The following is a 25,953-nucleotide window of genomic DNA, read 5'->3' on the forward strand; positions in this document are numbered from 1 at the left end:
TCAGGCACACCGCTCATGCGTTGGTTGTTCGTCCCCCTGTTGTCCCTGCTGCTCAGCGCCTGGTCCCATGCGGACCAGCGACAGACGGTCGAGGCCTACCAGTTGGCGAACGGCATGGGCGTGCTGTTCAAGCCCACCCGCGAGAAGGGCCACGTGTCGATCCGCCTGATCGTCGGTGTCGGCTTCAGCGATTTCAGTTGCCGCGACCGGCAGCTTCCGCACCTGATGGAGCACCTGTTCTTCAGCGGCCTGGACGGCGGCGACGAGGCCGACCTCGAAGCGCGCATGCAGGCCCTGGGCGGTCAGTGGAACGCCTACACCAGCGAGGGCGACACCGCCTTCGTCGTCGAATCCCCCGCGGCCACCCAGCGCCAGGTGCTGGACCTGCTGCTGGAAATCATCACCCGCACCCAGCTCGACCAGCGCAAGATCGACTCCGCCAAGCAGGTGCTGGTGCGCGAGGATGGCGGCCACTATTCGCACCTGCAGCGCTGGCTGGATCACCAGAACGTCAGCCGCGCCGGCCAGGAACAACTGGCCGTGGAGCTGGGGCTGTCCTGCGATGAGCGCGCGCCTGTGGATAACCTCACCCAGGCCCAGCTGGAGCAGCTGCGCAAGGACTGGTACGTCCCCAGCAACATGACCCTGATCATCGTCGGCGACCTCGACCCGCGCCTGCCGGTCTACCTGGGCCGCACCTATGGCGCTCTCGTCGATCACGACACGCCGGAGCGCCGCGACCTGCCGCAAATGAAGAAAGCCGCCGAGCGCCAGCGCAGCCTGACCACCGGGTTGTTCGGCGAAAGTGCAGTCCTGCACTGGATATTCCCCGAGCCCGAGGATGCCGACGGCGCCACGCTAGACCTGCTGCAGGCCTACCTGAACGATGCGCTCTACACCGAGCTTCGCGTACGCCGCGAGCTGTCGTACGGCCCCTGGAGCGAACGCACCGCCTGGGCCAACCAGGGCTTCATGAGCCTCAACGCGAATGTCGAGCGGGATGAGCAGGAGGTGGCGCAAAAGGCCCTGAGGGAGCTGGTGGAAAAGATCCGCCACGACGGCCTCGACCCTCAGCGCTTTGCCCGCATCCAGCGCGTGGCGCGGGCGCAACTGGCCTGGAGCACGCCGGGCAATTCGACACTGGCGGATTACTACTGGGGCGCGCTGGCGGACTTTGACGACGGCAAGTTCCCGGACGAGGACAAGCGCCTGGCGAAGGTCAGCCTGGCCCACGCCAACGACGTGGCGAAGCAGTTGTTCAAGGATGAGGGTTATCTGCGCATCGAGAAACCACTGCTGGATGACGACATGGTCTATCCGCTGGCGGCGCTGGGCGCGGTGTTGCTGGCAGTACTGGTGGGGCTGGCGCTGTGGCGCCGACGGGGCTGAAACCCCGTCGGAACGCCTTCAGGCTTCAGAGTGCGAGGCGGCGGATGACCTGGCAGGAATCATCCGGGTCGACCTGGGCGCGGAAGCCCAGCTCGCACGCCATGTCACGCATGTCGCGGTCCATGGACGAGTCGATCGAGTACATCTGGTGGAAACCGTTGCGCTTGGCCACGTCGATCAGGTGGCGCATCAGCGCAAGACCGAGGCCCAGTTGCTTGAACTCGTCGGCGACGGTCACCGCGCATTCGCACTGCTGGTTATCCACAGCCGCGTAACGGCTGATGCCGACTTCGCGCAGTTCGCCATCCACATGGGTCAGGGCGATGAAGGCCATGGTGGTCTGGTAGTCGACATCCATGAGGCGATCGAGCAGCTTGTCGTCGATCTTCACTTCGCCATGGAAGCGGAACTTGCGGGTCATCGGGGACAGGCGCTCGAGGAACAGGCGTTCGCGCTCGCGATCTTCCGCGCGCAACGGGCGGATCAGCACATGGCTGCCGTCGTCGAGGGTTTCTATCCAGTGATCGGCGCCAACAGCCCCGAGGGCTGCGAGCTCGGCGGTGGTGTGGGTCATCATGACGCGTTCTCCGCTGGCGAAGAGGGATTGGGATGACCCTATCCTTCTCCCACGGATGCCGGGCGGGCCTGACCTGGGTCAATGCCGCCCGGAACCGTACTAGGGCAGAACGTCGCAGCTGAACTCAGGCGCTGGCGGCCAGGGCCCCGGGGCGCACGCGGGCGCCCTTGCGGAACAGCACCAGGGTGGCGAGCAGGCCCAGGGCCGCTGCACCGCTGAGCCAGATGCCCGGCGCGGCCTTGTTGTCCAGGGTGTGGATAAGCCAGGTGCAGACCGCGGGGGTGAAACCGCCAAAGGTCGCGGTCGCCAGGCTGTAGGCCAGGGAGAAGCCGGTGGTGCGCACGTCCGCCGGCATGATCTCGGTGAGCGCGACGACCATCGCGCCGTTGTAGCTGCCATAGAGGAAGGACAGCCACAGCTCCACTTCCAGCAGGCGCGCGAAGCTCGGCTCGGCCACCAGCCAGGACAGCATCGGGTAGGCGGTGACCAGCGCCAGCACGGTGGCGGTCAGCAGCAGCGGCTTGCGCCCGATACGGTCGGATACCGCGCCCATCAGCGGCAACCAGATGAAGTTGGACAGACCCACGCACATGGTCACCAGCAGGCTGTCGAAGTCCGACAGGTGCAGTTCGTTCTTGCCGAAGGTCGGGGTGTAGGCGGTGATCAGGTAGAAGGACACGGTGGTCATCACCACCATGGCGGTGCCGGCCAGCACCAGGCCGAAGTTCTGGCCGATGGAGCGCAGCACCTGGCTCAGGGTCGGACGATGCTTGCGCTGCTGGAACTCGGGGGTTTCCTCCAGCGAGCGGCGGATGATGAACAGCGCCGGGACGATCAGGCAGCCGACGAAGAAGGGCACGCGCCAGCCCCATTCGCCCATGTCCTGCGGGCTCAGCCAGTGGTTGAGGATCACCCCCAGCAGGCCGGCGAAGACCACCGCAACCTGTTGGCTCGCCGACTGCCAGCTGACGAAGAAGCCGCGCTTGCCGGGGGTGGCGATTTCCGCCAGGTACACCGACACGCCGCCCAGCTCGACGCCAGCGGAGAAGCCCTGCAGCAGCCGGCCGAACAGCACCAGCAGCGGCGCTGCCACACCGAGCGTGGCGTAGCCCGGGACGAAGGCGATCAGCAGGGTGCCCATGGCCATCAGGCCCAGCGTGATGATCAGCCCCTGGCGGCGGCCGTGGCGGTCGATATAGGCGCCAAGGAAGATGGCGCCGAGCGGGCGCATCAGGAAACCGGCGCCGAAGGTCGCCAGCGACAGCATCAGGGAGGCGAAGGGGTCATCGCCGGGGAAGAAGGTCTTGGCAATGGCGGTGGCATAGAAGCCATACACCATGAAGTCATACATCTCGAGGAAGTTGCCACTCACCACACGGAAGACGGCTTTGGCTTTGGAGTTGTTCGAGGCCATAAGAACATCACTCAGGGCTGTTACACGGGGGACTTCCCGGCAGGGAAATCGATGATCCCCATCCGCGGCAGGCAGGCACTGGATGGGCGATTGATTTGTAACCCTATGTGTAAAAGCCTCGGCTCGACAATCAGAAAATGGCTGAAAGGCCCATATTTACTGGAATTGAAAGATTGGCGAAAGCTTCGTGACCGCTCGTCGGAAGACTGTGTTTAGCGATAGAGCTCTCATTCTTCCAAATATATTCAAATCAATAGATAAGTTACTTGACCCTTTACATATTTAACTTCCTACACAATTAACTGTAGGAAACTTTCATTATTCAAGATAATTCCCAATGAAATATCGCAAGTAAGAATCTTATTTTTATATAAGAAATTTCCCTAATTAGAAGTTAGCTTTCCCACAAAAAAGGGAGAGCTTTCACATGAAGAATCTATGGGGAATTTTGTTGCTGTGTTCCCTGGCCGGCTGCAACGGCTGGGTCTCGCCGGAAACCGATGGCCGCCTGACGGAGCGCTACTTCACCGTCCTCTCCGGACCACCGATTCCGGGCTTCATCGTCGCCTCGGCGGTGCAATGGAATGCCGATTACGCCGTGACCGCCGCTCATACGCCGTTCCTGCGCAACCAGGCCTATCGCTGCAGTACCGGCTGCGACCTGCTGTTCATCGCGCACAAGGCTGACGGTGCGCTGCCGCAATGGCGCCAGTTCCGCGCTGGCGAGGTGGTCACGGCGCTGGGCAGCAGTTCTTTGCTGATTCCGATGAGCAGCATGGGCAAGATCTGGCCGGTGCCCTTTGTCGATGACGGTTCGGCCAGCGGCGAACGCTACGGCGTGCACGACGCGGCCATCGCCAAGGGCATGTCCGGCGGGCCGCTGATCGGCAGCGACGGCAGCGTGCTGGGGATCAACATCGGCTTCCAGGCAGGCTTCCGGCCGCCGGCGAACCGCCCGGAGCTGGCCGGTATGTCACGCCTGAGCGTGTTCGTGCCCTATAGCGTGATCCAGCGCGAGTGGTTGCTGTTCCAGGCCCAGTCGGTGCGCAAGGCCGCTCACGCGCTTCAGGCGAAGAACCAGTAGCAGACGCCGATGGACGCCAGTACGCCGGCCAGGTCCGCCAGCAGCGCGCAGCCCACGGCATGGCGGGCACGCTGGATGCCGACCGCGCCGAAGTACACGGCGAGCACGTAGAAGGTGGTCTCGGTACTACCCTGCACGGTAGCGGCTACCAGGGCCGGGAAGCTGTCCACGCCATGGGATTGCATGGTCTCCAGCAGCATTGCCCGCGCGGCGCTGCCGGAGAATGGCTTGACCAGGGCGGTGGGCAGCGCATCGACAAAGCGGGTGTCCCAGCCCACGCCTTCCACCACCCAGCGGATGCCGTCCAGCGCTATCTCCAGGGCACCAGAGGCGCGCAGCACGCCGACTGCGCAAAGCATTGCGACCAGGTAGGGCAGCAGGCTCTTGGCGACGTCGAAGCCTTCCTTCGCACCGTCGACGAAGGTTTCGTACACCGGCACCTTCTTCAGCCAGCCGACGACGAGGAACAGCATGATGATGCCGAACAGCGTCAGGTTGCCCAGCAACGAGGACAGCTGCGCCAGCGCGGCGGAGGACAGTCCCGCCAGCAGTGCCATGAAGGCACCCAGCGCCAGCGCACCGGGAATCAGGTACGCCAGCACTACCGGGTCCCACAGGCGCAGGCGCTGCATCACCGCCACGCTGAGCAGGCCGACCAGTGTGGAGGCGCTGGTCGCCAGCAGGATCGGCAGGAATACCAGGGTCGGGTCCACCGCGCCTTGCTGGGCGCGGTACATGAAGATGGTCACTGGCAGCAGGGTCAGCGACGAGGCGTTGAGCACCAGGAAGAGAATCTGCGCGTTGCTCGCGGTGGTGCTGCCGGGGTTGAGCTCCTGCAGCGCCTTCATCGCCTTCAGGCCGATGGGCGTAGCGGCGTTGTCCAGGCCCAGGCCGTTGGCGGCGAAGTTCAGGGTGATCAGGCCGATGACCGGGTGGCCAGCGGGCACTTCGGGCATCAGGCGACGGAACAGCGGGCCGAGCAGCACCGCGAGCTTCTCCACCAACCCGGCCTTCTCGGCGATGCGCAGGAAGCCCAGCCACAGCGTCAGGGTGCCGAACAGCAGCACCATGACCTCTACCGACAGCTTGGCCATGGCGAACAGGCTTTCCACCATGGCGGCGAACACGGTGGCCTCGCCACCCAGCAGCCAGCGGGAAAGCGCGGTGACCGCCGCGACGATGAAAAAGCCCAGCCACAGGCCGTTGAGCATGCGATGTCCCCCTTGGAATGGCCGCGATGATAGCGGCACGGGCCAGTCCTACGCCAGAAACGACAAGGCCCCGGACGAAACCGGGGCCTTGTGGCTAACCCTTGCAGGTCAATGCATGGCCGGGCTTTCTTTGCTGTCGGAACCTTCCCCCTCGAGGAATTGTTCGACACGGCCGTTGCGCATGGCTTCCCAGTAGCGGGCGCCTTTCTGTGCGTCGTACACGCCTTCCCACTTGGAGATCACCAGGACCGCGAGGGCGTTGCCGATCACATTCAGCGCGGTGCGCGCCATGTCCATGATGCGGTCAACGCCGGCGATGAAGGCCAGGCCTTCCAGCGGAATGCCCACGCTGCCCAGGGTCGCCAGCAGCACCACGAAGGAAACGCCCGGCACGCCGGCGATGCCCTTGGAGGTGACCATCAGGGTCAGCACCAGCATCAGCTGCTGGCCGATGGACAGGTCGATGCCGTAGAGCTGGGCGATGAAGATCGCCGCGATGCTCTGGTACAGGGTCGAGCCATCGAGGTTGAACGAGTAGCCGGTGGGCACCACGAAGCTGCTCACCGCCTTGGGTGCGCCGTAGGCTTCCATCTTCTCGATGATGCGCGGCAGCACGGTCTCGGAGCTGGCAGTGGAGTAGGCCAGGACCAGCTCGTCCTTGAAGATGCGCATCAGCTTGATGATCGAGAAGCCGAACAGGCGTGCGGCCAGGCCCAGCACCATGAAGGCGAAGAAGGCGATGGCGAAGTACACCAGGACCACCAGCTTGGCCAGCGGCAGCAGCGAGGCGAAGCCGAAGTTGGCGACCGTCACCGCGATCAGCGCGAACACGCCGATGGGGGCGTAGCGCATGATCATGTGGGTGACGCGGAACATGGCCTCGGCCACGCCCTGGAACATCTTCACCAGCGGCTCGCGGGTCGGCGCCGGCAGCGAGGACAGGCCCAGGCCGAACATCACCGAGAAGAAGATGATCGGCAGCATCTCGCCACGGGCCATGGCCGCGAATATGTTCGACGGGATCAGGTTGAGGATCGTCTCGATGAACGCGTGGTGGTGTTCGACTTCCTTGGCGGTCTGCGCGTACTGGGAGATGTCCACAGTACCCAGGGTGCTCATGTCGATGCCGGCGCCGGGCTGGAAGATGTTCGCCAGCAGCAGGCCGACGACGATGGCGACCGTGGTGATGATTTCGAAATAGATGATGGTCTTCAGGCCGATGCGGCCGAGTTTCTTCGCATCACCCATGCCGGCGATGCCGACGATGAGCGAGGAAATCACGATCGGTACGACGATCATCTTGATCAGGCGGATGAAGATGTCGCCCGCCGGCTGGAGGATATTGCTGATCCACCAGGCCTTTTCCGCGCTGAAGTGGTTGAGCGCGGCGCCCAGTGCGATTCCGAGTACCAGGCCGATGAGGATCTGCCAGGCGAGGCTGAGCTTGGCTTTGCCCATAGTGAGTCACCCTTGATTCTTGTGGAAGTCGGGGTCGCCGAGCCATCGGGATGCCGACGGCCAGCGAAAAAAGGGGCGCATGATTCCGACCCGCCCTTTTCCCGTCTAATGCCGGAAACGCCTACCCCATGCACAATCGGCATAGGAAAAGGCATCTGAAACCTTGGTTCCAGGTCGTGAGACCCTTGATTTTCTGCATGACACAGGTTCCTCAACGCCTGTCACGCAGCGCTGTTCAAAGCCGTCTAGGCTTGGAGCAAATCGGCCATCAATGGCCCGGATTGATCGGTCAGGAAGATCGGGACGTTCGGGTCGCGGCTTCTTGTTACCGGATGTACGGTCGCCGTCCGGAGACCGTCAGGGATGGCCGAGGGCGAGCAAAGGGCCCTTCGACTGCAAGGCTGGCGGGAATGCGGGCGCTCCTGTGGATAAGTCGCCGGATTCCGCTCTTCATTGTGGCGGTGGCTGGTTCCCGACAGGTCAGGTAAATCAACCGACGGGAATCGGCGAGTGATTGTAAGACGTTTCCACAGCACTCCGAATTGACTGACATCAGTGAAGTTCAACCGGCTTCGAGCGAGCGTGCGGATACCCTGCCGCCATGACCGCGACAGCCGGGTAGCAACGGGTTGTTGAATGTGTGGTGAAAGCACAACGCGGTGACACTCTGAATAAGGACGCTCTATGACGCGACGCTACGTAGTACCCACCCTGCTTTTCACTGGCGCCCTGGCGCTGGCCGGCTGCTCCAGCCAGAAACCGGACGCCTCGCAGTACTCGGGCTTCCTCGGCGACTACTCGCAACTCAAGCCCGCCACGTCCCCCAGCGGACAGCCGGTGCTGCGCTGGGTCGACCCGGAGCTGAAGCTGCAGAACTACAGCTCGGTACTGGTCGAGCGGCCGGTCTACTACCCGCCGCCCAAGCCGAACGAGAACATCGACCAGAAAACCCTCAACGAAATCCCCGATTACCTTAAGAAGCAGGTCGAGCTGCAACTGGGCAGTCGTTACCGCATCGTCCAGCAGGCTGATCGCGACACCCTGGTGCTGCGCACCGCGATCACCGGGGTGAACATCTCCACCGAAGGCCTAAAAGCCTATGAGGTGATCCCGATTGCCCTGGTGGTGGCCGCGACGACCACGGCGATTGGCACCCGCGACCAGGACACCGAGGTCTACGTGGAATTTGAGGCTCTGGATGGCGCGACCAGCAAACCGGTCGCCAAGGTAGTGCGCAAGGGCGCGGGCAAGACACTGGAGAACACCAGCACTCACCTGAATCTGACGGACCTGAAACCGGTACTCGATGGCTGGGCGCGCGACGCGGCCAACTTCAAGCCATGATCCGCTGCTGCATGCCCGCTTCTGCATGAAAGCCGCCGCATGAAATGAAGCGCTCCGGAGCCGGCGCGAGAATCCCGCGTCGGTTCCGGAGGCTTTGCCTGGCCCGGCCCGCTTGATGCGGAGGTACCCCCTGTACCCCTGGGTCATTCAGGACCTGACGCATCCCGAACATCCCGGCCCCCTGGCCGTGCGTACGCCTTCTGGGCACGCGTATCTCGGAAACTCTCTGCTGGTAGGGTCAGTACCAGTTCGGATCACTCTTGAGCTGGTCGTCGAGGATCCGTTTCACCGAATCGTCCGGCTCACCCAGCCAGCGGAAACTGGCGTGCTTGCTCGGCGACTTGTCCGCCGGAAGATTCTCCGGAACCTTCACGTAAAGCGCGTAGGCCTTGTCCTTGTCCCAGGTAAAAGCCACGTACAGCCGATGGGCGGAGCAGTTGTGCGCTTCGCACAACTCGCCGACCAGGTACTTGTCGCCCTGCTCGTCCACCGCCTGCATCGGCGTCGCGGTGCCACTGAGGTTCATCACCCAGTCGGGCAGCCGGCTCTCGTCCTTGACCACCGATTGCCAGGTGTCGCGGTACTGCGGGTCACTGGCCACCAGCTCGTTCAGGCGGTACTGCGCGTCCTTGTCCGCCTCGGCGGCCAGGGCCTGGGCCCCGGCGCCGAGCAGTACAGCCGTCAGCAGCAGATTGCGGGTAAAACTCATCGCTACGCTCCTTGTTCAACTTCCACCGATCCGCGGCGTCAGCCCCGGCGACGGCCCATGACGAAGGACACGATGAACAGCACCAGGAAGATCACGAACAGGATCTTGGCGATGCTGGTCGCGGCGCCGGCGATGCCACCGAAGCCCAGGACCGCGGCGATGATGGCGATGATCAGGAATGTCAGTGCCCAGCTAAGCATGGGGTCTCTCCTCTTCTCGTTGTCGGTACGGCACCGCTTCGGGTACCTGCTCCGGAGTCATCGCAAGGCAGTCTCCGGAAGGGGTGTCCGCCCGGGCGCTTCCGGGCACTGCGGACCTGTCGGGCAAGCCAGTGGCCTGCCGGCGATTCAGAAAGCCGTTGATTCAGAAGCATGGGCTCAGAACACCCAGCCGCCCTGCGGGCGAACCATCGGCTGGACCTGAGCCTGGGTTTGCGCCTGCGGCGGTTGCAGCACCTGGGCCTGGTTGCGGGCGGGGGCTGCCTGTGGATAACGCGAGGCTTCGCGGTACAAATCAGGGGTGTTGGAAACAGCTGGAACGTAGGCGACCGATGCGCTGGCGGCCTGGGCTTGGGAAACCTGCATCTGCAGCTGCACCTGGTTGATCAGCAACAGCAGGAGGGCACCGGCGAAGAAGATCCGGCTCCACACATCGATACGCGCGACTTGCACTTGGCTGTTGGTTCCGCTGTTCATCCCGTTTCTCCTGCCCGTCGCCGATCTGTCTGTCGAACCTTGTGGCGGTTTCCTTGGCCTTTCCGGTTCTCGCCGTCGCGGGTGGTTCTGTTGACTGTCTTGCAGTAGGAATTGCACGCCGCATGCCAGTCTGTTGAATCTTATTTTTTCCTTTTAAATCAATAAGTTGAACATGGTACCAAGGTGCCTTTCTGTCGCATCCTGCACGATGGGCCGGGATGGGTCGTGCGATTTGCAATCCCGAGGCCGGAGCGCCTCCCTGCGCTCTTGTGAACCGCATCACTTAAGCGAGTGCTTCAGCTGGCTCATCTGGTCGTGGCAAGCCCGTACCTTGGGCAGTTCAGCGCGAAGCAGCGCCTGGGTTTCCGGCGTGCCTTTCTCCAGGGCGTCCTCGAAGGCGTGGAGGATGCGGTCCTCGGTTTCCTCCAGCTGGGCGACATAGGTGGCGCCTTCGTCACTGGCCAGGGTCGCGCGGGTGTCGGCATAGACCTGACGCAGCTTGCCCAGCAGCGTGCCGCCGGTAGCGGGGTCGTCGTGGTTGGCGGCGACCTTGCCGGCCAGGGCGTTGATCACGTCGGTCTTGGCCTGGGCCATGGATTGGAACAGCCGCTGCAGCCGGGCATCCTTCACTTCCTGGATGGCGTGCTGGTAAAAGCGCTGGCCGTCACGGGTAATCTCGATGAGTTCATTGAGCTGACTGGTCGTTCGAGTCATGACAGGTACTCCTGCAAAGGAAGGGTGGAAGAGTCAGGCAGCCTGGCCGGCCACCTTCAGCGCAGTGGCGTCCACCTCACGCACACCACGGGTCTTGCGGGCGGAATCAATCAATTGCTGGCGTTCGTCGGCGTTGGGCACCTGGCCGCTGAGGGTGACCACGCCGTCGCGGGTGGAAACGCCGATGGACAGCCCCTGCAGCGCATGAGCGGAGAGGATGCCGGCCTTGATCTGGCTGGTGATCCAGGCATCGCTCACGGCGGCCTGGGCATCACCGACGGATTTCTCGAATGTCTGCGTGGAGGACGCGTCCGGATCGACCTTCAGGCGGTTATCCACAGCGCTGACGCCTTCGGTCTGCGCCGCCAGGTGGGCGGCCTGCTGACTGGCCTCCTCGCTGACAACCGTGCCTTCGAGGGTGACCGCGCCGGACTTGCTGGTGACCTTGATATCCAGGCCTTCGCTGTGTTTCTCCAGCAGCAGCTTGGATTTCACCTTCGCCGCCAGCGTGGCGTCGTCCCACTTCTGCACCACACCTGAATCCTTGGTGGTGTCGGCCTTCTGGGCGTCAGCCAGCGAAGCCTCGACCCCCAGCTGGTTATCCACAGCCGTAATGCCTTCGACACTGCCGGCGATCTGCCCGGCCAGCGCCTTCTGTTCTTCACTGGCCACGGCGCCGGTCAGCTGCGCGCGGCCGTTTTCCACATCCACCTTGATCGCGTAGGGCTTGAGCTCGCGGTTGAGGTTGATGGCTGTCCAGATCGAACCTTCCTGACGCGCTTCGGCCAGTTGCGCGCTCAGCCCGGCCTCGGCGGCGTGGCTGGCCAGCGGTTGCAGGGTGAGCAGTGCGGAACCCAGGACGAGGGCAAGGATCTTCGAGTCAGGCATGGCGGTCTCCGTCAAACGATGGTGCAGCATTGGATTCGCAAGCGCCGTGCCAGTGCGATTTGTGGATAAAATTCTTGTAATTCAATGTGTTGAATGGTCTGTGCAGAACCCGGACTGTGCACCCTGCCCGAAGGACTCAAAAGATTCTTGCAACTTGCACGAAAATCCCTGGACTAAGAAAAATCGCACCCCTTACAACAACGAATCACACAACGAGGAAATCGCTGAATGGACGCAACGCCTGAACAGCAAGGCCGGATCCTGCTGGTCGATGACGAGTCCGCCATCCTGCGCTCGTTCCGCTATTGCCTGGAGGACGAGGGCTACAGCGTGGCCACCGCCAGCAGCGCGCAGCAGGCGGAGAACCTGTTGCAGCGCCAGGTGTTCGACCTGTGCTTCCTCGACCTGCGGCTGGGCGACGACAACGGCCTGGATGTGCTGGCGCAGATGCGTGTACAGGCGCCCTGGATGCGCGTGGTGATAGTCACCGCGCATTCGGCCGTGGACACCGCCGTGGATGCCATGCAGGCCGGCGCTGCGGATTACCTGGTGAAGCCCTGCAGCCCCGACCAGCTGCGCCTGGCCGCCGCCAAGCAGCTCGAAGTGCGCCAGCTCACCGCCCGCATCGAGGCGCTGGAAGGGGAGATGCGCAAGCAGGGCGACGTGCTCGAATCCCACAGCCCGGCCATGGCCGCCGTGCTGGAGACGGCCAGGCAGGTGGCCGCCACCGACGCCAACATCCTCATCCTCGGCGAATCCGGCTCCGGCAAGGGTGAGCTGGCGCGAGCCATCCACGGCTGGAGCAAGCGGGCGAAGAAGTCCTGCGTGACCATCAACTGCCCTTCCCTCTCCGCCGAACTGATGGAGAGCGAACTCTTCGGCCACAGCCGCGGCGCGTTCACCGGCGCGACCGAAAACACCCTCGGGCGCATCAGCCAGGCGGATGGCGGCACGCTGTTCCTTGACGAGATCGGCGATTTCCCCCTCATCCTGCAGCCGAAATTGCTGCGTTTCATCCAGGACAAGGAATACGAGCGGATCGGCGATCCGGTAACCCGCAACGCCGACGTACGCATCCTCGCCGCCACCAACCGTGATCTCGCCGGCATGGTCGCCCAAGGCACTTTCCGTGAAGACCTGCTCTACCGTCTGAACGTCATCGTGCTGAATCTGCCGCCACTGCGTGAACGCGCCGAGGACATCATCGGCCTGGCCGAGCGCTTCCTTGCCCGCTTCGTGAAGGACTACGGCCGCCCTGCTCGCGGCTTCACCGAGGAGGCGCGCGCGCTGCTGCGCCGCTATAACTGGCCGGGGAATGTGCGAGAGCTGCGCAACGTGATCGAAAGAGCAAGCATCATCTGCAATCTAGATCTTATCGGTGTCGAACAGCTTGCTATCGGTGAGCAAACCACCAACTCGGCTCCGCGCATCGGCGAGGCCATGAGCCTGGAGGAACTGGAGAAAGCCCACATCGCTGCCGTCATGGCCTCCAGCGCCACCCTCGACCAGGCCGCCAAGACTCTGGGGATCGACGCTTCCACCCTCTACCGCAAGCGCAAGCAGTACAGCCTGTGAACCTGCCGATCCCGATGACGCTGCGCACGAGACTCTTCCTGAGTATCTCGGCGCTGATCACGGTAGCGCTGCTGGGCCTGCTGCTCGGGCTGTTCAGCGTGGTGCTGACCGGCCGCGAGCAGGCCCAGCTGATCCAGCGCAACTTCGACGTCATCGAGGTCAGCCAGCGTCTGCGCCAGGCGCTGGGCGATGAACTGGTGCAGGTACTCAGTGCGCGGCCCAGCCCGGAACGCCTGGAGCAGGCTCGCACGCACTTCGCCCAGGCGCTCGAGCAGGGGCGGGCTCTGGCGCGTACCAGCAGTGAGCGTCAGGCCATGACGGAAATCGCCGATGCTCACCGGCTGTTCATCGAGGCAACCGACACGCCCGGTCCGGGGCGCCCGGAACTGCTGGAGGACAGCGACCTCAGCCGTACCCTCGACGTTCTGCGCAATCGCCTGCTGGCGTTGCACCAGGGGGCGATGGAGAACATCAGCGCCGACGAACGCTCGGCACGCGACCGCACCCTGCTGGTCAGCGGCCTGCTCGGGCTCATCGGCATCGCCATCCTGGTGGTCGGCTTCATCACTGCCCACAGCATCGCCCGCCGCTTCGGCGCGCCGATCGAGACGCTGGCCAAGGCCGCAGACAAGATCGGCCAGGGTGATTTCGACGTCACCCTGCCGGTTTCCGGCGTCTCCGAGATGTCGTCCCTGAGTCGCCGCTTTGGCCTGATGGCCGAAGCCCTGCGGCTTTACCGCGCGAGCAATACCGAGGCGCTGGGTTCGGGCCGCAAGCGCCTGCTGGCAGTACTCGACAGCATCGACGACGGCCTGGTGATCCTCGACCGTCACGGCCGCATCGAGCACGCCAATCCGGTGGCCACGCGCCAGCTGTTTTCCCACAGCGATCCACAGGCTCAGGAACTGGGCACGATGCTCAACAACCCGGCGCTGACCCAGGCCGTGCAGCGCGTCCTGAGCGGCAACCTGCTGGAGGAAACCCCGCAGGACCTGGTGGTAGAGGTAAGCGGCGAGAGTCGGCTGCTGACCTGGGGCATGTCGCCGGTCACCCACGACGACGGACGCAACATCGGCGCGGTCATGGTGGTACGCGACGTCACTGAGCAGCGGGCCTTCGAGCGCGTGCGCAACGACTTCGTACTGCGTGCTTCCCACGAGCTGCGCACGCCCATGACGGGCATGCACATGGCCTTCGGCCTGCTCGCCGAGCGCCTGAAGTTTCCCGAGGAATCCCGCGAACGCGACCTGGTGCGCACCGTGGACGAGGAGATGCACCGCCTGGTGCGGCTGATCAACGATCTGCTGAATTTCTCGCGCTACCAGAGCGGCACCCAGAAGCTCGAGCTACAGCTTTGCGATGTCGGCGACCTGCTGCGCCAGGCTCACCAGCGCTTCATCGGGCCGGCCGGAGACAAGCGAATCGAGCTCGATCTGGAGATCGCCGAGGATCTGCCTGCCATCAGTATCGACCGCACGCAGATCGAGCGAGTGCTGGACAACCTGATCGGCAACGCCCTGCGCCATACACCCGATGGCGGCACCATTCGCCTGCAGGCGCGCTGCCAGGAAGAGCGCGTGGCGATTGCGGTGGAGGACAGCGGCGACGGCATCCCGCTGAGCCAGCAAGGACGCATCTTCGAACCCTTCGTGCAGGTGGGCCGCAAGAAAGGCGGCGTCGGACTTGGCCTGGCGCTATGCCGGGAAATCGTGCAACTGCACGGCGGGCGCATCGCCCTGCGTTCTCAACAGGGCAAGGGCTCGCGCTTCTACCTGCTGCTGCCGGTTTAAGAGGTCGGTACCGCCAGCAACAGCGCGGCGGTTTCCAGGTCCGGCTCACCGTCGAAGCGCTCCGGGCGGAAGCGCATCTGGAATGCCGCGATCACATTGCGGGTTTCCTCATCCATCACCCCATCGAGCGGCACCGCGTAACCGTGGCGCGCCAGCTGCTGCTGGAACCAGCCAGGAGCCGGCAGCTGGCCGTTCAGCTCGGTCAGGCGGCGTGCCAGCTCGCCCGGCTTAGGCCAGGGGATCAGGCCGGCGTCGGCGAGCTTCTTCCAGGGGAATAGCGGACCGGGGTCGACCTTGCGCTGCGGGGCGATGTCACTGTGGCCAAGGATGTGTTCCGGGGTGATGCCCTGGCGCTTGGTGATATCCCGCAGCAGGGCAATCAGTGCATCGATCTGCGCATCCGAGTAGGGATACCAGATCTTCCCGCTCGGGGTATCACGGTAGCCGGGGTTCACCAGCTCGATGCCGATGGAGGTGGAATTGAGCCAGGTACGCCCCTGCCATTCGCTGGCGCCGGCGTGCCAGGCGCGGCGGTTCTCGTCCACCAGTTGGTAGATGGTCGCCGGGTTGTCACCGATCAGGTAGTGCGCGCTCACCTCACCGTGAGTCAGCAGCGCCAGCGAGCGCGGCAGATCGGCCGAGGTGTAGTGGACGATGACGTACTGGATGCGGCTGTCCTGGTTCTTCGACACATGCTCGCGATCGATCTGCAGGCCCTTGTCGGCGCAGCCGGCAAGCAGTGTGGTGAGCAAGGCGAAGGTCAGGACACGCAGGATCATGGCGGTTCTCAGGAGGAGAGCATCAGGCAGCGATGTGCAGGAAGCTGCGCACGTTCTGCAGGAGCATGTTCACGCTGAGCATGATCAGCAGCATGCCGGCAAGGCGCTCCACGGCCATCAGCCCGCGCGGGCCGAGGAAGCGCTGGAGGAACGCCGCCTGCATCAGGATGAAGGCAGTCGCCGCCCAAGCGAGGATCACCGCGAGATACAGCTCCCACAATGGACCAGTGTAGGTGCTGCGCAGGGTGATCAGCATCGCCAGCGCAGAGGGCCCGGCCACAGCCGGAGTGGCCAGCGGCACGAACAGCGGCTCGTTGTCCGGCATGTCGCCCAGCACGCCCTGGGGGGTGGGGAAGATCAGGCGCATGGCGACCACGAAGAGGATGATGCCCCCGGCGATGCCGGTGGCTTCTTTGGACAGACCCAACCCGGTGAGGATGTGTTCGCCCAGGGTGAGGAACAGCAGCAGCAGGCCCAGGGCGAACAGCAGCTCGCGCAGTGCCACTTTCAGACGGCGTTCGGCGGGGACGGACTTGAGGGCGGCGAGGAATACCGCGATGTTGCCGAACGGGTCGGTGATCAGAAAGATCAGGATGGCGACGCCAAGCATGACCGGGAAAACTCCAGCGAGAAGGAGGCACCTCGCGGTTTGCGGGATGGCCTGTGAATAACGGAATGAGCCAATCATCCTGTGGATAACAACTTACCCACAGGACGATGGCTTGTGCATCAGGGTTTCTTGATCTTTTCCGGGCGCTTCCAGCCCTCGATCACCCGCTGCTTGGCGCGACCGACGCCGAGGGTGCCGGCCGGAACCTCGGCGGTGATGGTGGAACCCGCGCCAGTCGTGGCGCCGGTGCCGATATCCACAGGCGCCACCAGCGAATTGTTGGAGCCGATGAAGACATCCTCGCCGATGGTGGTGCGCCATTTGTTCGCGCCATCGTAGTTGCAGGTGATGGTGCCGGCGCCGATGTTGGTGCGCGCACCGACTTCGCTGTCGCCCAGGTAAGTCAGATGACCGACCTTCACGCCGTCCTGCAGGTGGGCGTTCTTCAGCTCGACGAAGTTACCCACATGCACCTTGCGCTCCAGCACGCTGCCCGGACGCAGGCGAGCGAACGGGCCGACGTCGCTGTCGGGGCCGACGTGGGCGCCTTCCAGGTGCGAGTTGGCCTTGATGATGGCGCCGCGGCGCAAGGTGCTGTCCTTGATGTAGCAGTTCGGACCGATCTGTACTTCGTCCTCGATCTCCACCTGGCCTTCGAGGATCACGTTGATGTCGATGCTCACGTCGCGGCCGACGCTGACTTCACCCCGCACGTCGAAGCGCGCCGGATCGATCAGCGTCACGCCCTGGGCCATCAGGCGCCGCGCCACCCGCTGCTGGAAGAAACGCTCCAGCTCGGAGAGCTGCAGGCGATCATTGGCGCCCTGGGTCTCCATCGCCACCTCGGGTTGGGCGGTGGCCACACGCAGGCCGTCGCCGACTGCCATGGCAATGACGTCGGTGAGGTAGTACTCGCCCTGGGCGTTGGAGTTGGAAAGACGCGACAGCCAGCCGAGCAGGCGCTCACGCGGCGCAGCGAGGATGCCGGTATTGCCTTCGCGGATGGCGCGCTGCTCGGCAGTGGCGTCCTTCTGCTCGACGATGGCCTGAACTTCGCCAGCGCCATCGCGAATGATGCGTCCGTAGCCGGTGGGGTCTTCCAGCTCGACGGTCAGCAACGCCAGCTGCTCCGGCGTGGCCTGGGCCATCAGCCGCTCCAGGGTGGGCTGCTCGATCAGCGGCACATCGCCGTAGAGGATCAGCACATTGTCCGCGCTCAGGAACGGGGAGGCCTGCGCCACGGCGTGGCCGGTGCCCAACTGCTGCTCCTGGATCACGAAATTCAGGTCATCCGCCTGCAGGCGCTCGCGCACCAGGTCGGCGCCATGGCCAATCACCACATGGATTCGCGTCGGGCTGAGGCCGCGGGCGATATCGATCACGTGGGCGAGCATCGGTTTGCCAGCAACCGGATGCAGGACCTTCGGCAGTGCCGAGCGCATGCGGGTGCCCTGGCCAGCGGCAAGAATGACGATTTCGAGGGACATGAGTGAGGGACCGTCCTGGTGAGCGGGGAAACCCCGGGTGTAGAAAAAGAAAAAGGGTAGCCAAGGCTACCCTTTTCCTATTTGACGCTGAAGTCCCTGGGGACTTCGCGGCTTAGCCGCCGTACTTCTTGCGAACCTGCTGGACCGTGCGCAGTTGCGCTGCGGCTTCGGCCAGGCGGGCTGCGGCGGAGCTGTAGTCGAACTCTGCACCTTTACCTTGCAGAGCCTTTTCAGCTTCCTTCAGTGCGGTCTGGGCAGCCGCTTCATCGAGGTCACCTGCGCGAATCACGGTGTCGGCGAGAACCTTGACCATGCTCGGCTGTACTTCGAGGAAGCCACCGGAGATGTAGTACACCTCCTGCTCGCCACCCTGCTTCACCAGGCGGATCGGACCCGGCTTGAGCTCGGTGATCAGCGGCGCGTGGCCCGGAGCGATACCCAGATCGCCCAGGGAGCCGTGCGCTACGACCAGCTCGACCAGACCGGAGAAGATCTCCGCTTCGGCGCTGACGATGTCGCAGTGGACAGTAATAGCCATACCCTTGCCTCACGTAAGCGCCCGTTGCCGGGCGCACGGATTACAGCTTCTTCGCTTTCTCGATGGCTTCTTCGATGCCGCCGACCATGTAGAACGCCTGCTCGGGCAGGTGATCGTAGTCGCCGTTGAGGATGCCTTTGAAGCCAGCGATGGTGTCCTTCAGGGAGACGTATTTGCCCGGCGAGCCGGTGAATACTTCAGCCACGAAGAACGGCTGGGACAGGAAGCGCTGGATCTTACGAGCACGGGCCACCAGCAGCTTGTCGGACTCGGACAGTTCGTCCATGCCGAGAATCGCGATGATGTCCTTCAGCTCCTTGTAGCGCTGCAGAACGTACTGCACGCCACGAGCGGTGTCGTAGTGATCCTGGCCGATGACCAGCGGGTCCAGCTGACGGGAAGTCGAGTCCAGCGGATCAACTGCCGGGTAGATACCCAGCGAGGCGATGTCACGGGACAGTACGACGGTGGCGTCCAGGTGGGCGAAGGTGGTCGCCGGGCTCGGGTCGGTCAGGTCGTCCGCGGGAACGTAGACGGCCTGGATCGAGGTGATCGAGCCTTTCTTGGTGGAGGTGATGCGCTCTTGCAGAACGCCCATCTCTTCGGCCAGGGTCGGCTGGTAACCTACTGCCGAAGGCATACGGCCCAGCAGTGCGGATACTTCGGTACCGGCGAGGGTGTAACGGTAGATGTTGTCGATGAACAGCAGTACGTCACGGCCTTCGTCACGGAACTTCTCGGCCATGGTCAGGCCGGTCAGTGCAACGCGCAGACGGTTGCCCGGCGGCTCGTTCATCTGGCCGTAAACCAGGGCTACCTTGTCCAGTACGCCGGAATCCTTCATCTCGTGGTAGAAGTCGTTACCCTCACGGGTACGCTCACCCACACCAGCGAACACAGAGTAACCGCTGTGCTCCATGGCGATGTTACGGATCAGTTCCATCATGTTCACGGTCTTGCCTACACCGGCACCACCGAACAGACCGACTTTACCGCCCTTGGCGAACGGGCAGACCAGGTCGATAACCTTGATGCCGGTTTCGAGCAGGTCGTTGCCGCCAGCCTGGTCAGCGTAGGACGGAGCGTCGCGGTGAATACCCCAGCGCTCTTCTTCGCCGATGGGACCGGCTTCGTCGATCGGGTTGCCCAGCACGTCCATGATGCGACCCAGGGTCTTGGTGCCGACCGGGACGGAGATGGCTGCGCCGGTGCTTTCCACGTTCAGGCCACGCTTGAGGCCTTCGGTGGAACCCATCGCAATGGAACGAACCACGCCGTCGCCCAGCTGCTGCTGAACTTCCAGGGTGGTTTCGACGCCCTGAACTTTCAGGGCCTCGTAGATGCTCGGCACGGCATCGCGCGGGAATTCCACGTCGATCACGGCGCCGATGATTTGAACGATACGTCCGCTACTCATGTCTGGTTCCTCTGAATTTTGAACCTGTTCTTACACCGCGGCAGCGCCGCCGACGATTTCCGAGATTTCCTGGGTGATCGCCGCCTGACGTGCCTTGTTGTAGATCAGTTGCAGACCACTGATCAGATCACCGGCGTTGTCGGTAGCGTTCTTCATTGCAATCATCCGGGCCGCCTGCTCACAGGCGTTGTTCTCAACCACGGCCTGGTACACCTGGGATTCCACGTAGCGCACCAGCAGGCCGTCGAGGAGGGCCTTGGCGTCGGGTTCGTAGAGGTAGTCCCAGTGGTGCTTCAGCTCGGCATTGTCCTCGGCCACCAGCGGAATCAGCTGTTCCACGGTCGGCTTCTGGGTCATGGTGTTGACGAACTTGTTGGAAACCACGTACAGGCGATCGATACGACCTTCCAGGTAGGCATCCAGCATGACCTTGACGCTGCCGATCAGATCATTGATCGATGGCTCTTCGCCCAGGTGGCTGATAGCTGCAACTACGTTGCCGCCATAGCTCTTGAAGAAGGATGCACCCTTGGAGCCGATCACGCAGAGATCGATCTCCGCGCCACGATCGCGCTGCCCGCTCATGTCCTTGACGAGAGCCTTGAACAGGTTGATGTTCAGGCCGCCAGCCAGGCCACGGTCGGAGCTCACCACGATGTAGCCGACGCGTTTTACTTCACGCTCGACCATGAACGGGTGACGGTATTCCGGGTTGGCGTTGGCCAGATGGCCGATCACCTGGCGAATGCGCTCCGCGTAGGGACGGCCGGCCGCCATGCGCATTTGTGCCTTGCGCATCTTGCTCACCGCCACCTTTTCCATGGCATTGGTGATTTTTTGCGTGCTTTTGATGCTCGCAATCTTGCTGCGAATCTCTTTTGCGCCTGCCATTTCACACCTATCGGTTTAGCAGGCGGGGGCCGTTAACGACCCCCGCTGCGGCTTACCAGGTTTGGGTGGCCTTGAACTTCTCGATGCCGGCCTTGATGCCTGCGTCGATTTCGTCGTTGAAGTCACCCTTCTCGTTGATCTTCGCCAGCAGAGCGGCGTTCTCACGTTGGAAGTAGGCGATCAGCGCTTGTTCGAAGGCGCCCACCTTGGCGATCTCGACGTCCTGCAGGAAGCCACGCTCGGCGGCATACAGGGACAGCGACATCTCGGCGATGGACATCGGCGCGTATTGCTTCTGCTTCATCAGCTCGGTAACGCGCTGACCATGTTCCAGCTGCTTGCGGGTCGCGTCGTCCAGGTCCGAGGCGAACTGGGCGAAGGCCGCCAGTTCACGGTACTGGGCCAGCGCGGTACGGATACCACCGGACAGCTTCTTGATGATCTTGGTCTGGGCCGCGCCACCCACACGGGATACCGAGATACCGGCGTTGACGGCCGGACGGATACCCGAGTTGAACATTGCGGATTCCAGGAAGATCTGACCGTCGGTGATGGAAATCACGTTGGTCGGAACGAACGCAGAAACGTCGCCAGCCTGGGTTTCGATGATCGGCAGGGCGGTCAGGGAACCGGTCTTGCCTTTCACTTCGCCGTTGGTGAACTTCTCTACGTACTCTTCGGAAACGCGGGAAGCGCGCTCCAGCAGACGGCTGTGGAGATAGAACACGTCGCCCGGATAAGCTTCGCGGCCCGGCGGACGGCGCAGCAGCAGGGAGATCTGGCGGTAGGCTACGGCCTGCTTGGACAGGTCGTCGTACACGATCAGGGCATCTTCACCGCGGTCGCGGAAGAATTCGCCCATGGTGCAACCGGAGTACGGAGCCAGGTATTGCAGAGCGGCGGATTCCGAAGCACTGGCAACGACCACGATGGTGTTGGCCAGGGCGCCGTTTTCTTCCAGCTTGCGTACGACGTTGGCGATGGTCGATTGCTTCTGACCGATGGCAACGTAGACGCAGCGGATGCCGCTGTTCTTCTGGTTGATGATGGCGTCGATGGCCAGAGCGGTTTTACCGATCTGACGGTCACCGATGATCAGCTCGCGCTGGCCACGGCCAACCGGGATCATGGCGTCGACCGACTTGTAACCGGTCTGAACCGGCTGGTCTACCGACTTACGCCAGATCACGCCCGGTGCCACTTTCTCGACTGCGTCGGTCAGCTTGGCATCGATCGGGCCTTTGCCATCGATCGGGTTACCCAGGGCGTCGACAACGCGACCCAGCAGTTCCGGACCAACCGGTACTTCCAGGATGCGGCCGGTGCACTTGGCGTTCATGCCTTCTTTGAGGTCCTGGTATTCACCCAGTACCACAGCACCGACGGAGTCTTGCTCCAGGTTCAGCGCCATACCGTAGACGCCGCCCGGGAATTCGATCATCTCGCCGTACATGACGTCGGCCAGACCGAAGATGCGCACGATGCCATCGGAAACACTGACGATGGTGCCTTCGTTGCGCGCTTGCGAGGCGACGTCGAGTTTCTCGATGCGCCCCTTGATGATTTCACTAATTTCGGAAGGATTGAGTTGCTGCATGCCGCTGCCCCTTCAAACTCAAGATTTCAACGCTTCGGCCAGTTTCGCGATTTTGCCGCGCACCGAGCCATCGATTACCAAGTCACCGGCGCGAATTACCACGCCGCCGATCAAGCTCGCGTCTTCCGACGCATGAAGTCGCACTTCGCGACTGAGCCGGGCGCTGAGAGCCTTGGCGAGTTTGTCCTGCTGTTCCTGGTCCAGGGCGAAGGCACTGGTGACCTCGACCTCGACCAGCTTTTCCTGCTCGGCCTTGAGCTGCTCGAACATCACGAAGATGGTCGGCAGGAGGTCGAGCCGCTTGTTTTCAGCCACAGTCCGGACGAAGTTCTGGGCCGGAGCATTGAGCTTGTCGCCACACACGTCGATCAGCGCGTCAGCCTTGGCTGCCGCGGTCAGCTGGGGCTCCTTGAGCAGCTGGCGCACGGTGTCGTCCCGCGACACTGCAGCCAGCACACCCAGAGCAGCGGACCAGTCGGCCAGTTGCTGATGAGCCTGGGCGTACTCGAAAGCCGCCTTCGCGTATGGACGAGCCAATGTGGTCAGTTCTGCCATATCGCCCTCTGCTTAGATCTCGGCGGCCAGTTGATCAACCAGCTGCTTTTGCGCGTTGGCATCGATCGAAGCACCCAGGATCTTCTCGGCGCCGGAGACAGCCAGGGCACCCACTTGGGCACGCAGGGCGTCTTTGACGCTGTTGAGTTCCTGTTCGATCTGGGCCTTGGCCTGAGCGATCATGCGATCACCTTCACCACGGGCCTGATCACGGGCTTCGTCAACGATCTGGTTAGCGCTCTTCTTCGCCTGCTCGATGATTTCGGCTGCCTGAGCCTTGGCTTCGCGCAGTTGCTGACCCGCTTTCTCGTGAGCCAGTTCCAGGTCACGAGCCGCGCGGTTGGCAGCGTCCAGGCCGTCGGCGATCTTCTTCTGACGCTCGTGCAGAGCCGCGATGACCGGAGGCCATACGAACTTCATGCAGAACAGGACGAAGATGGCGAACGCGATGGCCTGGCCGATCAGAGTTGCATTAATGTTCACGCCAATACCTCGCTCGTTCGTTGTTCAGTCACAGATTCCCGCGTTGCGGAAATTACTGGGCAACCTGAGCAATGAACGGGTTAGCGAAGGTGAAGAACAGAGCGATACCAACGCCGATCATGGTCACGGCGTCGAGCAGGCCGGCGACGATGAACATTTTGACCTGCAGCATCGGAACCATTTCCGGCTGGCGAGCAGCGCCTTCCAGGAACTTGCCGCCCAGCAGGCCGAAGCCGATGGCGGTACCCAGAGCGCCCAGACCGATCAGCAGAGCAACGGCGATAGCAGTGAGTCCAACTACAGTTTCCATTTTTCCTCCCGACTTTTTTGTCGTGTTGGTTAAAGGTGAAGCAAGTTAAGGTGGTGAAGCTCTTCTTTCACCCCCTCCCATCCGGGAAGGGGCGTACAGAATCTTTGGATCAGTGGCTGTCTTCGTGCGCCATCGACAGATAGACGATGGTCAGCATCATGAAGATGAAGGCCTGCAGGGTGATGATCAGGATGTGGAACACGGCCCACGCCCAGTTCAGCACGACGCCCATGCCGCCCAGCCAGAGGATGCCGGAACCGAACATCACGGCGATCAGGATGAAGATCAGCTCGCCGGCGTACATGTTGCCGAACAGACGCAGTGCCAGGGATACCGGCTTGGCGATCAGGGTCACGAATTCCAGCAGGAAGTTCACGGGGATCAGGATGATCTGAACCACCATGTTGCTGCTGTGGAACGGGTGCAGGGTCAGTTCGCCGAGGAAGCCGCCGATGCCCTTGACCTTGATGCTGTAGAAGATGATCAGCGCGAAGACCGCGATCGACATGCCGAAGGTGGCGTTCGGATCGGTGGTGGCTACGGCGCGGAAGAACAGGTGCTCGTTACCGGTGACCGCCTGGGCCGCGAGCGGCAGGAAGTCCACGGGCACCAGGTCGATCAGGTTCATCAGGAAGATCCAGACGAACACGGTCAGCGCCAGCGGTGCGATGAGCGGGTTACGGCCGTGGAAGGTGTCCTTCACGCTGCCGTCGACGAACTCCACGAGAACTTCGACGAAGTTCTGCAGGCCGCCAGGTTGACCGCTGGTGGCCTTCTTGGCTGCCATGCGGAAGATAAGGATGAACACCAGGCCGAGGAATACGGACCAGCCCAGGGTATCAACGTGGAATGCCCAGAAGCCCATTTCCTTGGCTTGTTCGGCGGTGTGGGCGAACCCCCAGGAACCATCCGGCAGACGACCCAGGGTCAGGTTCTGCAAGTGGTGCTGGATGTAACCCGAAGCGCTTTCTGCTGCCATGTTTGCCTCAATCGCTCTAAGGTCTTGTAAATGTGTTTCGCATCAGCAGGGGTGCAAACCAGCTGACCGCGAGGGTCAGCAGGTAGAGGCCGAACAGCGCCAGTGGCGCCAGGGGCTTCACACCTGCAAACGTCAGTGCGAAGAGCACTGCCGTCAAAATCAGTTTTCCCGCCTCACCGGCATAAAAGGACCGGACTATCAGCTGGGCAGAACGCGCGCCGCTGTAGCGGAACGCCTTGCGAGCAAAGTACAGATTCGGCAACCACGCAATCAGGCCCCCGAGCAAACCGGAATAGCCTGCGACCGATCCCCGTGCAAACCACAGGACTGCTGCACCGATAAGCAGCACCACCAGTTGGACGAGCAACAGGCGAAAAGCCGGTTGTTGATGGAAGGGCAAACGATCGGGCTTGCGGGGTTCCATCTTCAGCTCACAGTCCTCTGGCGTCGGCGTCACAAATCAATAACTTGGCATACTTTGTGCCGACAAAATTGCGCGCAGAGTATAGGGGGCTGCAGGCCCCCCGTTCAACCGTCAGGTAGTGATTTCCGACGACCCCTACATGCTACGTTCGTATCAACGTATGTGGGCGAGTACGCCTTGAAGCTCGTCGAGGGAGTTGTAGCGGATCACCAACTGGCCTTTGCCCTTCTGCCCATGGCGAATCTGCACCGGAGCGCCCAGGCGCTCGGCCAGGCGCTGTTCCAGGCGACTGATGTCCGGGTCGGTCCTGACCGCTTTGACAGGTTCCTCGGGGGCATTGAGCCACTGGCGCACCAATGCTTCAGTCTGACGCACGGTGAAGCCGCGTGCGACAACATGTCGCGCACCCTCAACCTGCCTGTTTTCGGGCAATCCAAGCAAGGCACGGGCGTGGCCCATTTCCAGGTCGCCGTGGGACAGGAGGGTCTTGATCTCTTCCGGCAGGGCGATCAGGCGCAGCAGGTTGGCCACGGTAACGCGGGATTTACCCACGGCGTCGGCGACCTGTTGCTGGGTCAGCTGGAATTCCTGCTGCAGTCGCTGCAGCGCGGCGGCTTCCTCGATGGGGTTGAGGTCCTCGCGCTGGATGTTTTCGATCAGCGCCATGGCGATGGCGGCTTCGTCCGGTACTTCGCGGACCATGGCCGGGATCTTGTCCAGGCCGGCCTGCTGGCTGGCGCGCCAGCGGCGTTCGCCGGCGATGATCTCGTAGCGGCCCTTGTCGATCGGGCGCACGACGATCGGCTGCATCACGCCCTGGACCTTGATCGACTGGGCGAGTTCTTCGAGGGCCTGCGGGTCCATGTCGCGACGGGGCTGGTACTTGCCACGCTGGATCAGGTCCAGCGGCAGGTGTTGCAGCTCCTTGCTGTCCACCTGAACGGCTTCTTCCTGCAGCGTAGCGGCGCTGGAGCCACTGAGCAGGGCGTCCAGCCCGCGTCCGAGACCTCGTTTCTTGGCGGCCATGCGGGTTCC

General features: G+C 62.9%; 27 protein-coding genes. 5 read left to right on the forward strand and 22 right to left on the reverse strand.

The window, feature by feature from the left end; genetic code table 11:
- Positions 1-15: 15 nt before the first annotated feature.
- On the forward strand, positions 16-1,389 hold the full coding sequence (locus tag IB261_RS30315; RefSeq protein WP_151188822.1) for a M16 family metallopeptidase: 1,374 nt from the start codon (positions 16-18) through the stop codon (positions 1,387-1,389).
- A 25-nt stretch (positions 1,390-1,414) separates the two neighbouring features.
- Here IB261_RS30315 and IB261_RS30320 read toward each other — a convergent pair whose 3' ends face one another.
- Positions 1,415-1,966 (reverse strand): GNAT family N-acetyltransferase, encoded by a 552-nt coding sequence (locus tag IB261_RS30320; protein ID WP_192383506.1) that lies wholly within the window; start codon positions 1,964-1,966, stop codon positions 1,415-1,417.
- A gap of 124 nt (positions 1,967-2,090) precedes the next feature.
- The gene (locus IB261_RS30325) at positions 2,091-3,380 is read right to left on the reverse strand and encodes an MFS transporter (protein ID WP_081519007.1); all 1,290 of its coding nucleotides are present in this window, start codon (positions 3,378-3,380) and stop codon (positions 2,091-2,093) included.
- A gap of 427 nt (positions 3,381-3,807) precedes the next feature.
- On the opposite strand from IB261_RS30325, the gene IB261_RS30330 reads away from it, so the two are divergent.
- Complete coding sequence (locus tag IB261_RS30330; RefSeq protein WP_192210495.1) at positions 3,808-4,464, forward strand: S1 family serine peptidase; 657 nt, start codon at positions 3,808-3,810, stop codon at positions 4,462-4,464.
- On the opposite strand, the gene IB261_RS30335 is transcribed toward IB261_RS30330, so the two are convergent.
- Complete coding sequence (locus IB261_RS30335; RefSeq protein WP_192383505.1) at positions 4,446-5,675, reverse strand: spore maturation protein; 1,230 nt, start codon at positions 5,673-5,675, stop codon at positions 4,446-4,448. The two genes, IB261_RS30330 and IB261_RS30335, sit on opposite strands and share 19 nt — an antisense overlap.
- A 108-nt stretch (positions 5,676-5,783) precedes the next feature.
- A complete protein-coding gene (gltP, locus tag IB261_RS30340; protein ID WP_081519004.1) occupies positions 5,784-7,133 on the reverse strand; it encodes a glutamate/aspartate:proton symporter GltP in 1,350 nt (449 codons plus the stop codon).
- 684 nt (positions 7,134-7,817) lie between these two features.
- Between gltP and IB261_RS30345 the strand changes: the two genes are divergently transcribed.
- Positions 7,818-8,477: a DUF3313 domain-containing protein gene (locus IB261_RS30345; protein WP_192225662.1), complete on the forward strand. Its 660-nt coding sequence runs from the start codon at positions 7,818-7,820 to the stop codon at positions 8,475-8,477.
- A 238-nt stretch (positions 8,478-8,715) separates the two neighbouring features.
- On the opposite strand, the gene IB261_RS30350 is transcribed toward IB261_RS30345, so the two are convergent.
- The 5 genes from IB261_RS30350 to IB261_RS30370 all read right to left on the reverse strand — a co-directional run bounded on the left by IB261_RS30350 (position 8,716) and on the right by IB261_RS30370 (position 11,483).
- Positions 8,716-9,186, reverse strand: coding sequence for an inhibitor of vertebrate lysozyme family protein (locus tag IB261_RS30350; RefSeq protein WP_081519002.1), 471 nt, complete (start codon positions 9,184-9,186; stop codon positions 8,716-8,718).
- A gap of 38 nt (positions 9,187-9,224) precedes the next feature.
- Positions 9,225-9,386 carry a DUF1328 domain-containing protein gene (locus IB261_RS30355; RefSeq protein WP_081519001.1) on the reverse strand — a complete coding sequence of 54 codons (162 nt, stop codon included), beginning with the start codon at positions 9,384-9,386 and terminating at the stop codon, positions 9,225-9,227.
- A 177-nt stretch (positions 9,387-9,563) separates the two neighbouring features.
- Positions 9,564-9,881: a hypothetical protein gene (locus tag IB261_RS30360; protein ID WP_151188825.1), complete on the reverse strand. Its 318-nt coding sequence runs from the start codon at positions 9,879-9,881 to the stop codon at positions 9,564-9,566.
- A 279-nt stretch (positions 9,882-10,160) separates the two neighbouring features.
- A complete protein-coding gene (locus IB261_RS30365) occupies positions 10,161-10,595 on the reverse strand; it encodes a ferritin-like domain-containing protein (protein WP_081518999.1) in 435 nt (144 codons plus the stop codon).
- Positions 10,596-10,628: 33 nt separating this feature from the next.
- Positions 10,629-11,483 (reverse strand): BON domain-containing protein, encoded by an 855-nt coding sequence (locus IB261_RS30370; RefSeq protein ID WP_192225660.1) that lies wholly within the window; start codon positions 11,481-11,483, stop codon positions 10,629-10,631.
- Positions 11,484-11,711: 228 nt separating this feature from the next.
- Between IB261_RS30370 and algB the strand changes: the two genes are divergently transcribed.
- Together algB and IB261_RS30380 are read left to right on the forward strand one after the other, a co-directional pair.
- On the forward strand, positions 11,712-13,058 hold the full coding sequence (gene algB, locus IB261_RS30375; protein WP_081518997.1) for a sigma-54-dependent response regulator transcription factor AlgB: 1,347 nt from the start codon (positions 11,712-11,714) through the stop codon (positions 13,056-13,058).
- A 2-nt stretch (positions 13,059-13,060) separates the two neighbouring features.
- Positions 13,061-14,848, forward strand: a complete 1,788-nt coding sequence (locus tag IB261_RS30380; protein WP_225606185.1) for a KinB sensor domain-containing domain — start codon at positions 13,061-13,063, stop codon at positions 14,846-14,848.
- Here IB261_RS30380 and IB261_RS30385 read toward each other — a convergent pair.
- The 13 genes from IB261_RS30385 to IB261_RS30445 all read right to left on the reverse strand — a co-directional run bounded on the left by IB261_RS30385 (position 14,845) and on the right by IB261_RS30445 (position 25,944).
- Positions 14,845-15,624, reverse strand: a complete 780-nt coding sequence (locus tag IB261_RS30385) for an N-acetylmuramoyl-L-alanine amidase (protein WP_494515535.1) — start codon at positions 15,622-15,624, stop codon at positions 14,845-14,847. The genes IB261_RS30380 and IB261_RS30385 overlap by 4 nt on opposite strands.
- 25 nt (positions 15,625-15,649) lie before the next feature.
- Positions 15,650-16,237, reverse strand: a complete 588-nt coding sequence (locus IB261_RS30390; RefSeq protein WP_017518835.1) for a MarC family protein — start codon at positions 16,235-16,237, stop codon at positions 15,650-15,652.
- A 119-nt stretch (positions 16,238-16,356) separates the two neighbouring features.
- A complete protein-coding gene (gene glmU / locus IB261_RS30395; RefSeq protein ID WP_192383502.1) occupies positions 16,357-17,724 on the reverse strand; it encodes a bifunctional UDP-N-acetylglucosamine diphosphorylase/glucosamine-1-phosphate N-acetyltransferase GlmU in 1,368 nt (455 codons plus the stop codon).
- A gap of 112 nt (positions 17,725-17,836) precedes the next feature.
- On the reverse strand, positions 17,837-18,262 hold the full coding sequence (locus IB261_RS30400) for a F0F1 ATP synthase subunit epsilon (RefSeq protein ID WP_045213789.1): 426 nt from the start codon (positions 18,260-18,262) through the stop codon (positions 17,837-17,839).
- Between the two features lie 40 nt (positions 18,263-18,302).
- Positions 18,303-19,679, reverse strand: coding sequence for a F0F1 ATP synthase subunit beta (atpD, locus tag IB261_RS30405; RefSeq protein ID WP_045213787.1), 1,377 nt, complete (start codon positions 19,677-19,679; stop codon positions 18,303-18,305).
- Positions 19,680-19,709: 30 nt separating this feature from the next.
- Positions 19,710-20,570 (reverse strand): F0F1 ATP synthase subunit gamma, encoded by an 861-nt coding sequence (gene atpG / locus IB261_RS30410; protein WP_017518839.1) that lies wholly within the window; start codon positions 20,568-20,570, stop codon positions 19,710-19,712.
- A gap of 52 nt (positions 20,571-20,622) precedes the next feature.
- Positions 20,623-22,167: a F0F1 ATP synthase subunit alpha gene (atpA, locus tag IB261_RS30415; protein WP_045213785.1), complete on the reverse strand. Its 1,545-nt coding sequence runs from the start codon at positions 22,165-22,167 to the stop codon at positions 20,623-20,625.
- An 18-nt stretch (positions 22,168-22,185) separates the two neighbouring features.
- Positions 22,186-22,722, reverse strand: coding sequence for a F0F1 ATP synthase subunit delta (locus IB261_RS30420; RefSeq protein WP_017518841.1), 537 nt, complete (start codon positions 22,720-22,722; stop codon positions 22,186-22,188).
- Between the two features lie 12 nt (positions 22,723-22,734).
- Positions 22,735-23,205 carry a F0F1 ATP synthase subunit B gene (locus IB261_RS30425; RefSeq protein ID WP_081518994.1) on the reverse strand — a complete coding sequence of 157 codons (471 nt, stop codon included), beginning with the start codon at positions 23,203-23,205 and terminating at the stop codon, positions 22,735-22,737.
- A gap of 52 nt (positions 23,206-23,257) precedes the next feature.
- Positions 23,258-23,515: a F0F1 ATP synthase subunit C gene (gene atpE, locus IB261_RS30430; protein WP_003457994.1), complete on the reverse strand. Its 258-nt coding sequence runs from the start codon at positions 23,513-23,515 to the stop codon at positions 23,258-23,260.
- Positions 23,516-23,624: 109 nt separating this feature from the next.
- Positions 23,625-24,494 carry a F0F1 ATP synthase subunit A gene (atpB, locus tag IB261_RS30435; protein WP_017518843.1) on the reverse strand — a complete coding sequence of 290 codons (870 nt, stop codon included), beginning with the start codon at positions 24,492-24,494 and terminating at the stop codon, positions 23,625-23,627.
- 16 nt (positions 24,495-24,510) lie between these two features.
- The gene (locus IB261_RS30440) at positions 24,511-24,918 is read right to left on the reverse strand and encodes a F0F1 ATP synthase subunit I (RefSeq protein ID WP_081518993.1); all 408 of its coding nucleotides are present in this window, start codon (positions 24,916-24,918) and stop codon (positions 24,511-24,513) included.
- Positions 24,919-25,071: 153 nt separating this feature from the next.
- The gene (locus tag IB261_RS30445; RefSeq protein WP_081518992.1) at positions 25,072-25,944 is read right to left on the reverse strand and encodes a ParB/RepB/Spo0J family partition protein; all 873 of its coding nucleotides are present in this window, start codon (positions 25,942-25,944) and stop codon (positions 25,072-25,074) included.
- Between the last annotated feature and the right edge of the window lie 9 nt (positions 25,945-25,953).

Origin of the sequence: Pseudomonas sp. PDM20, assembly GCF_014852575.3 — a bacterium.
Lineage (GTDB): Bacteria > Pseudomonadota > Gammaproteobacteria > Pseudomonadales > Pseudomonadaceae > Pseudomonas.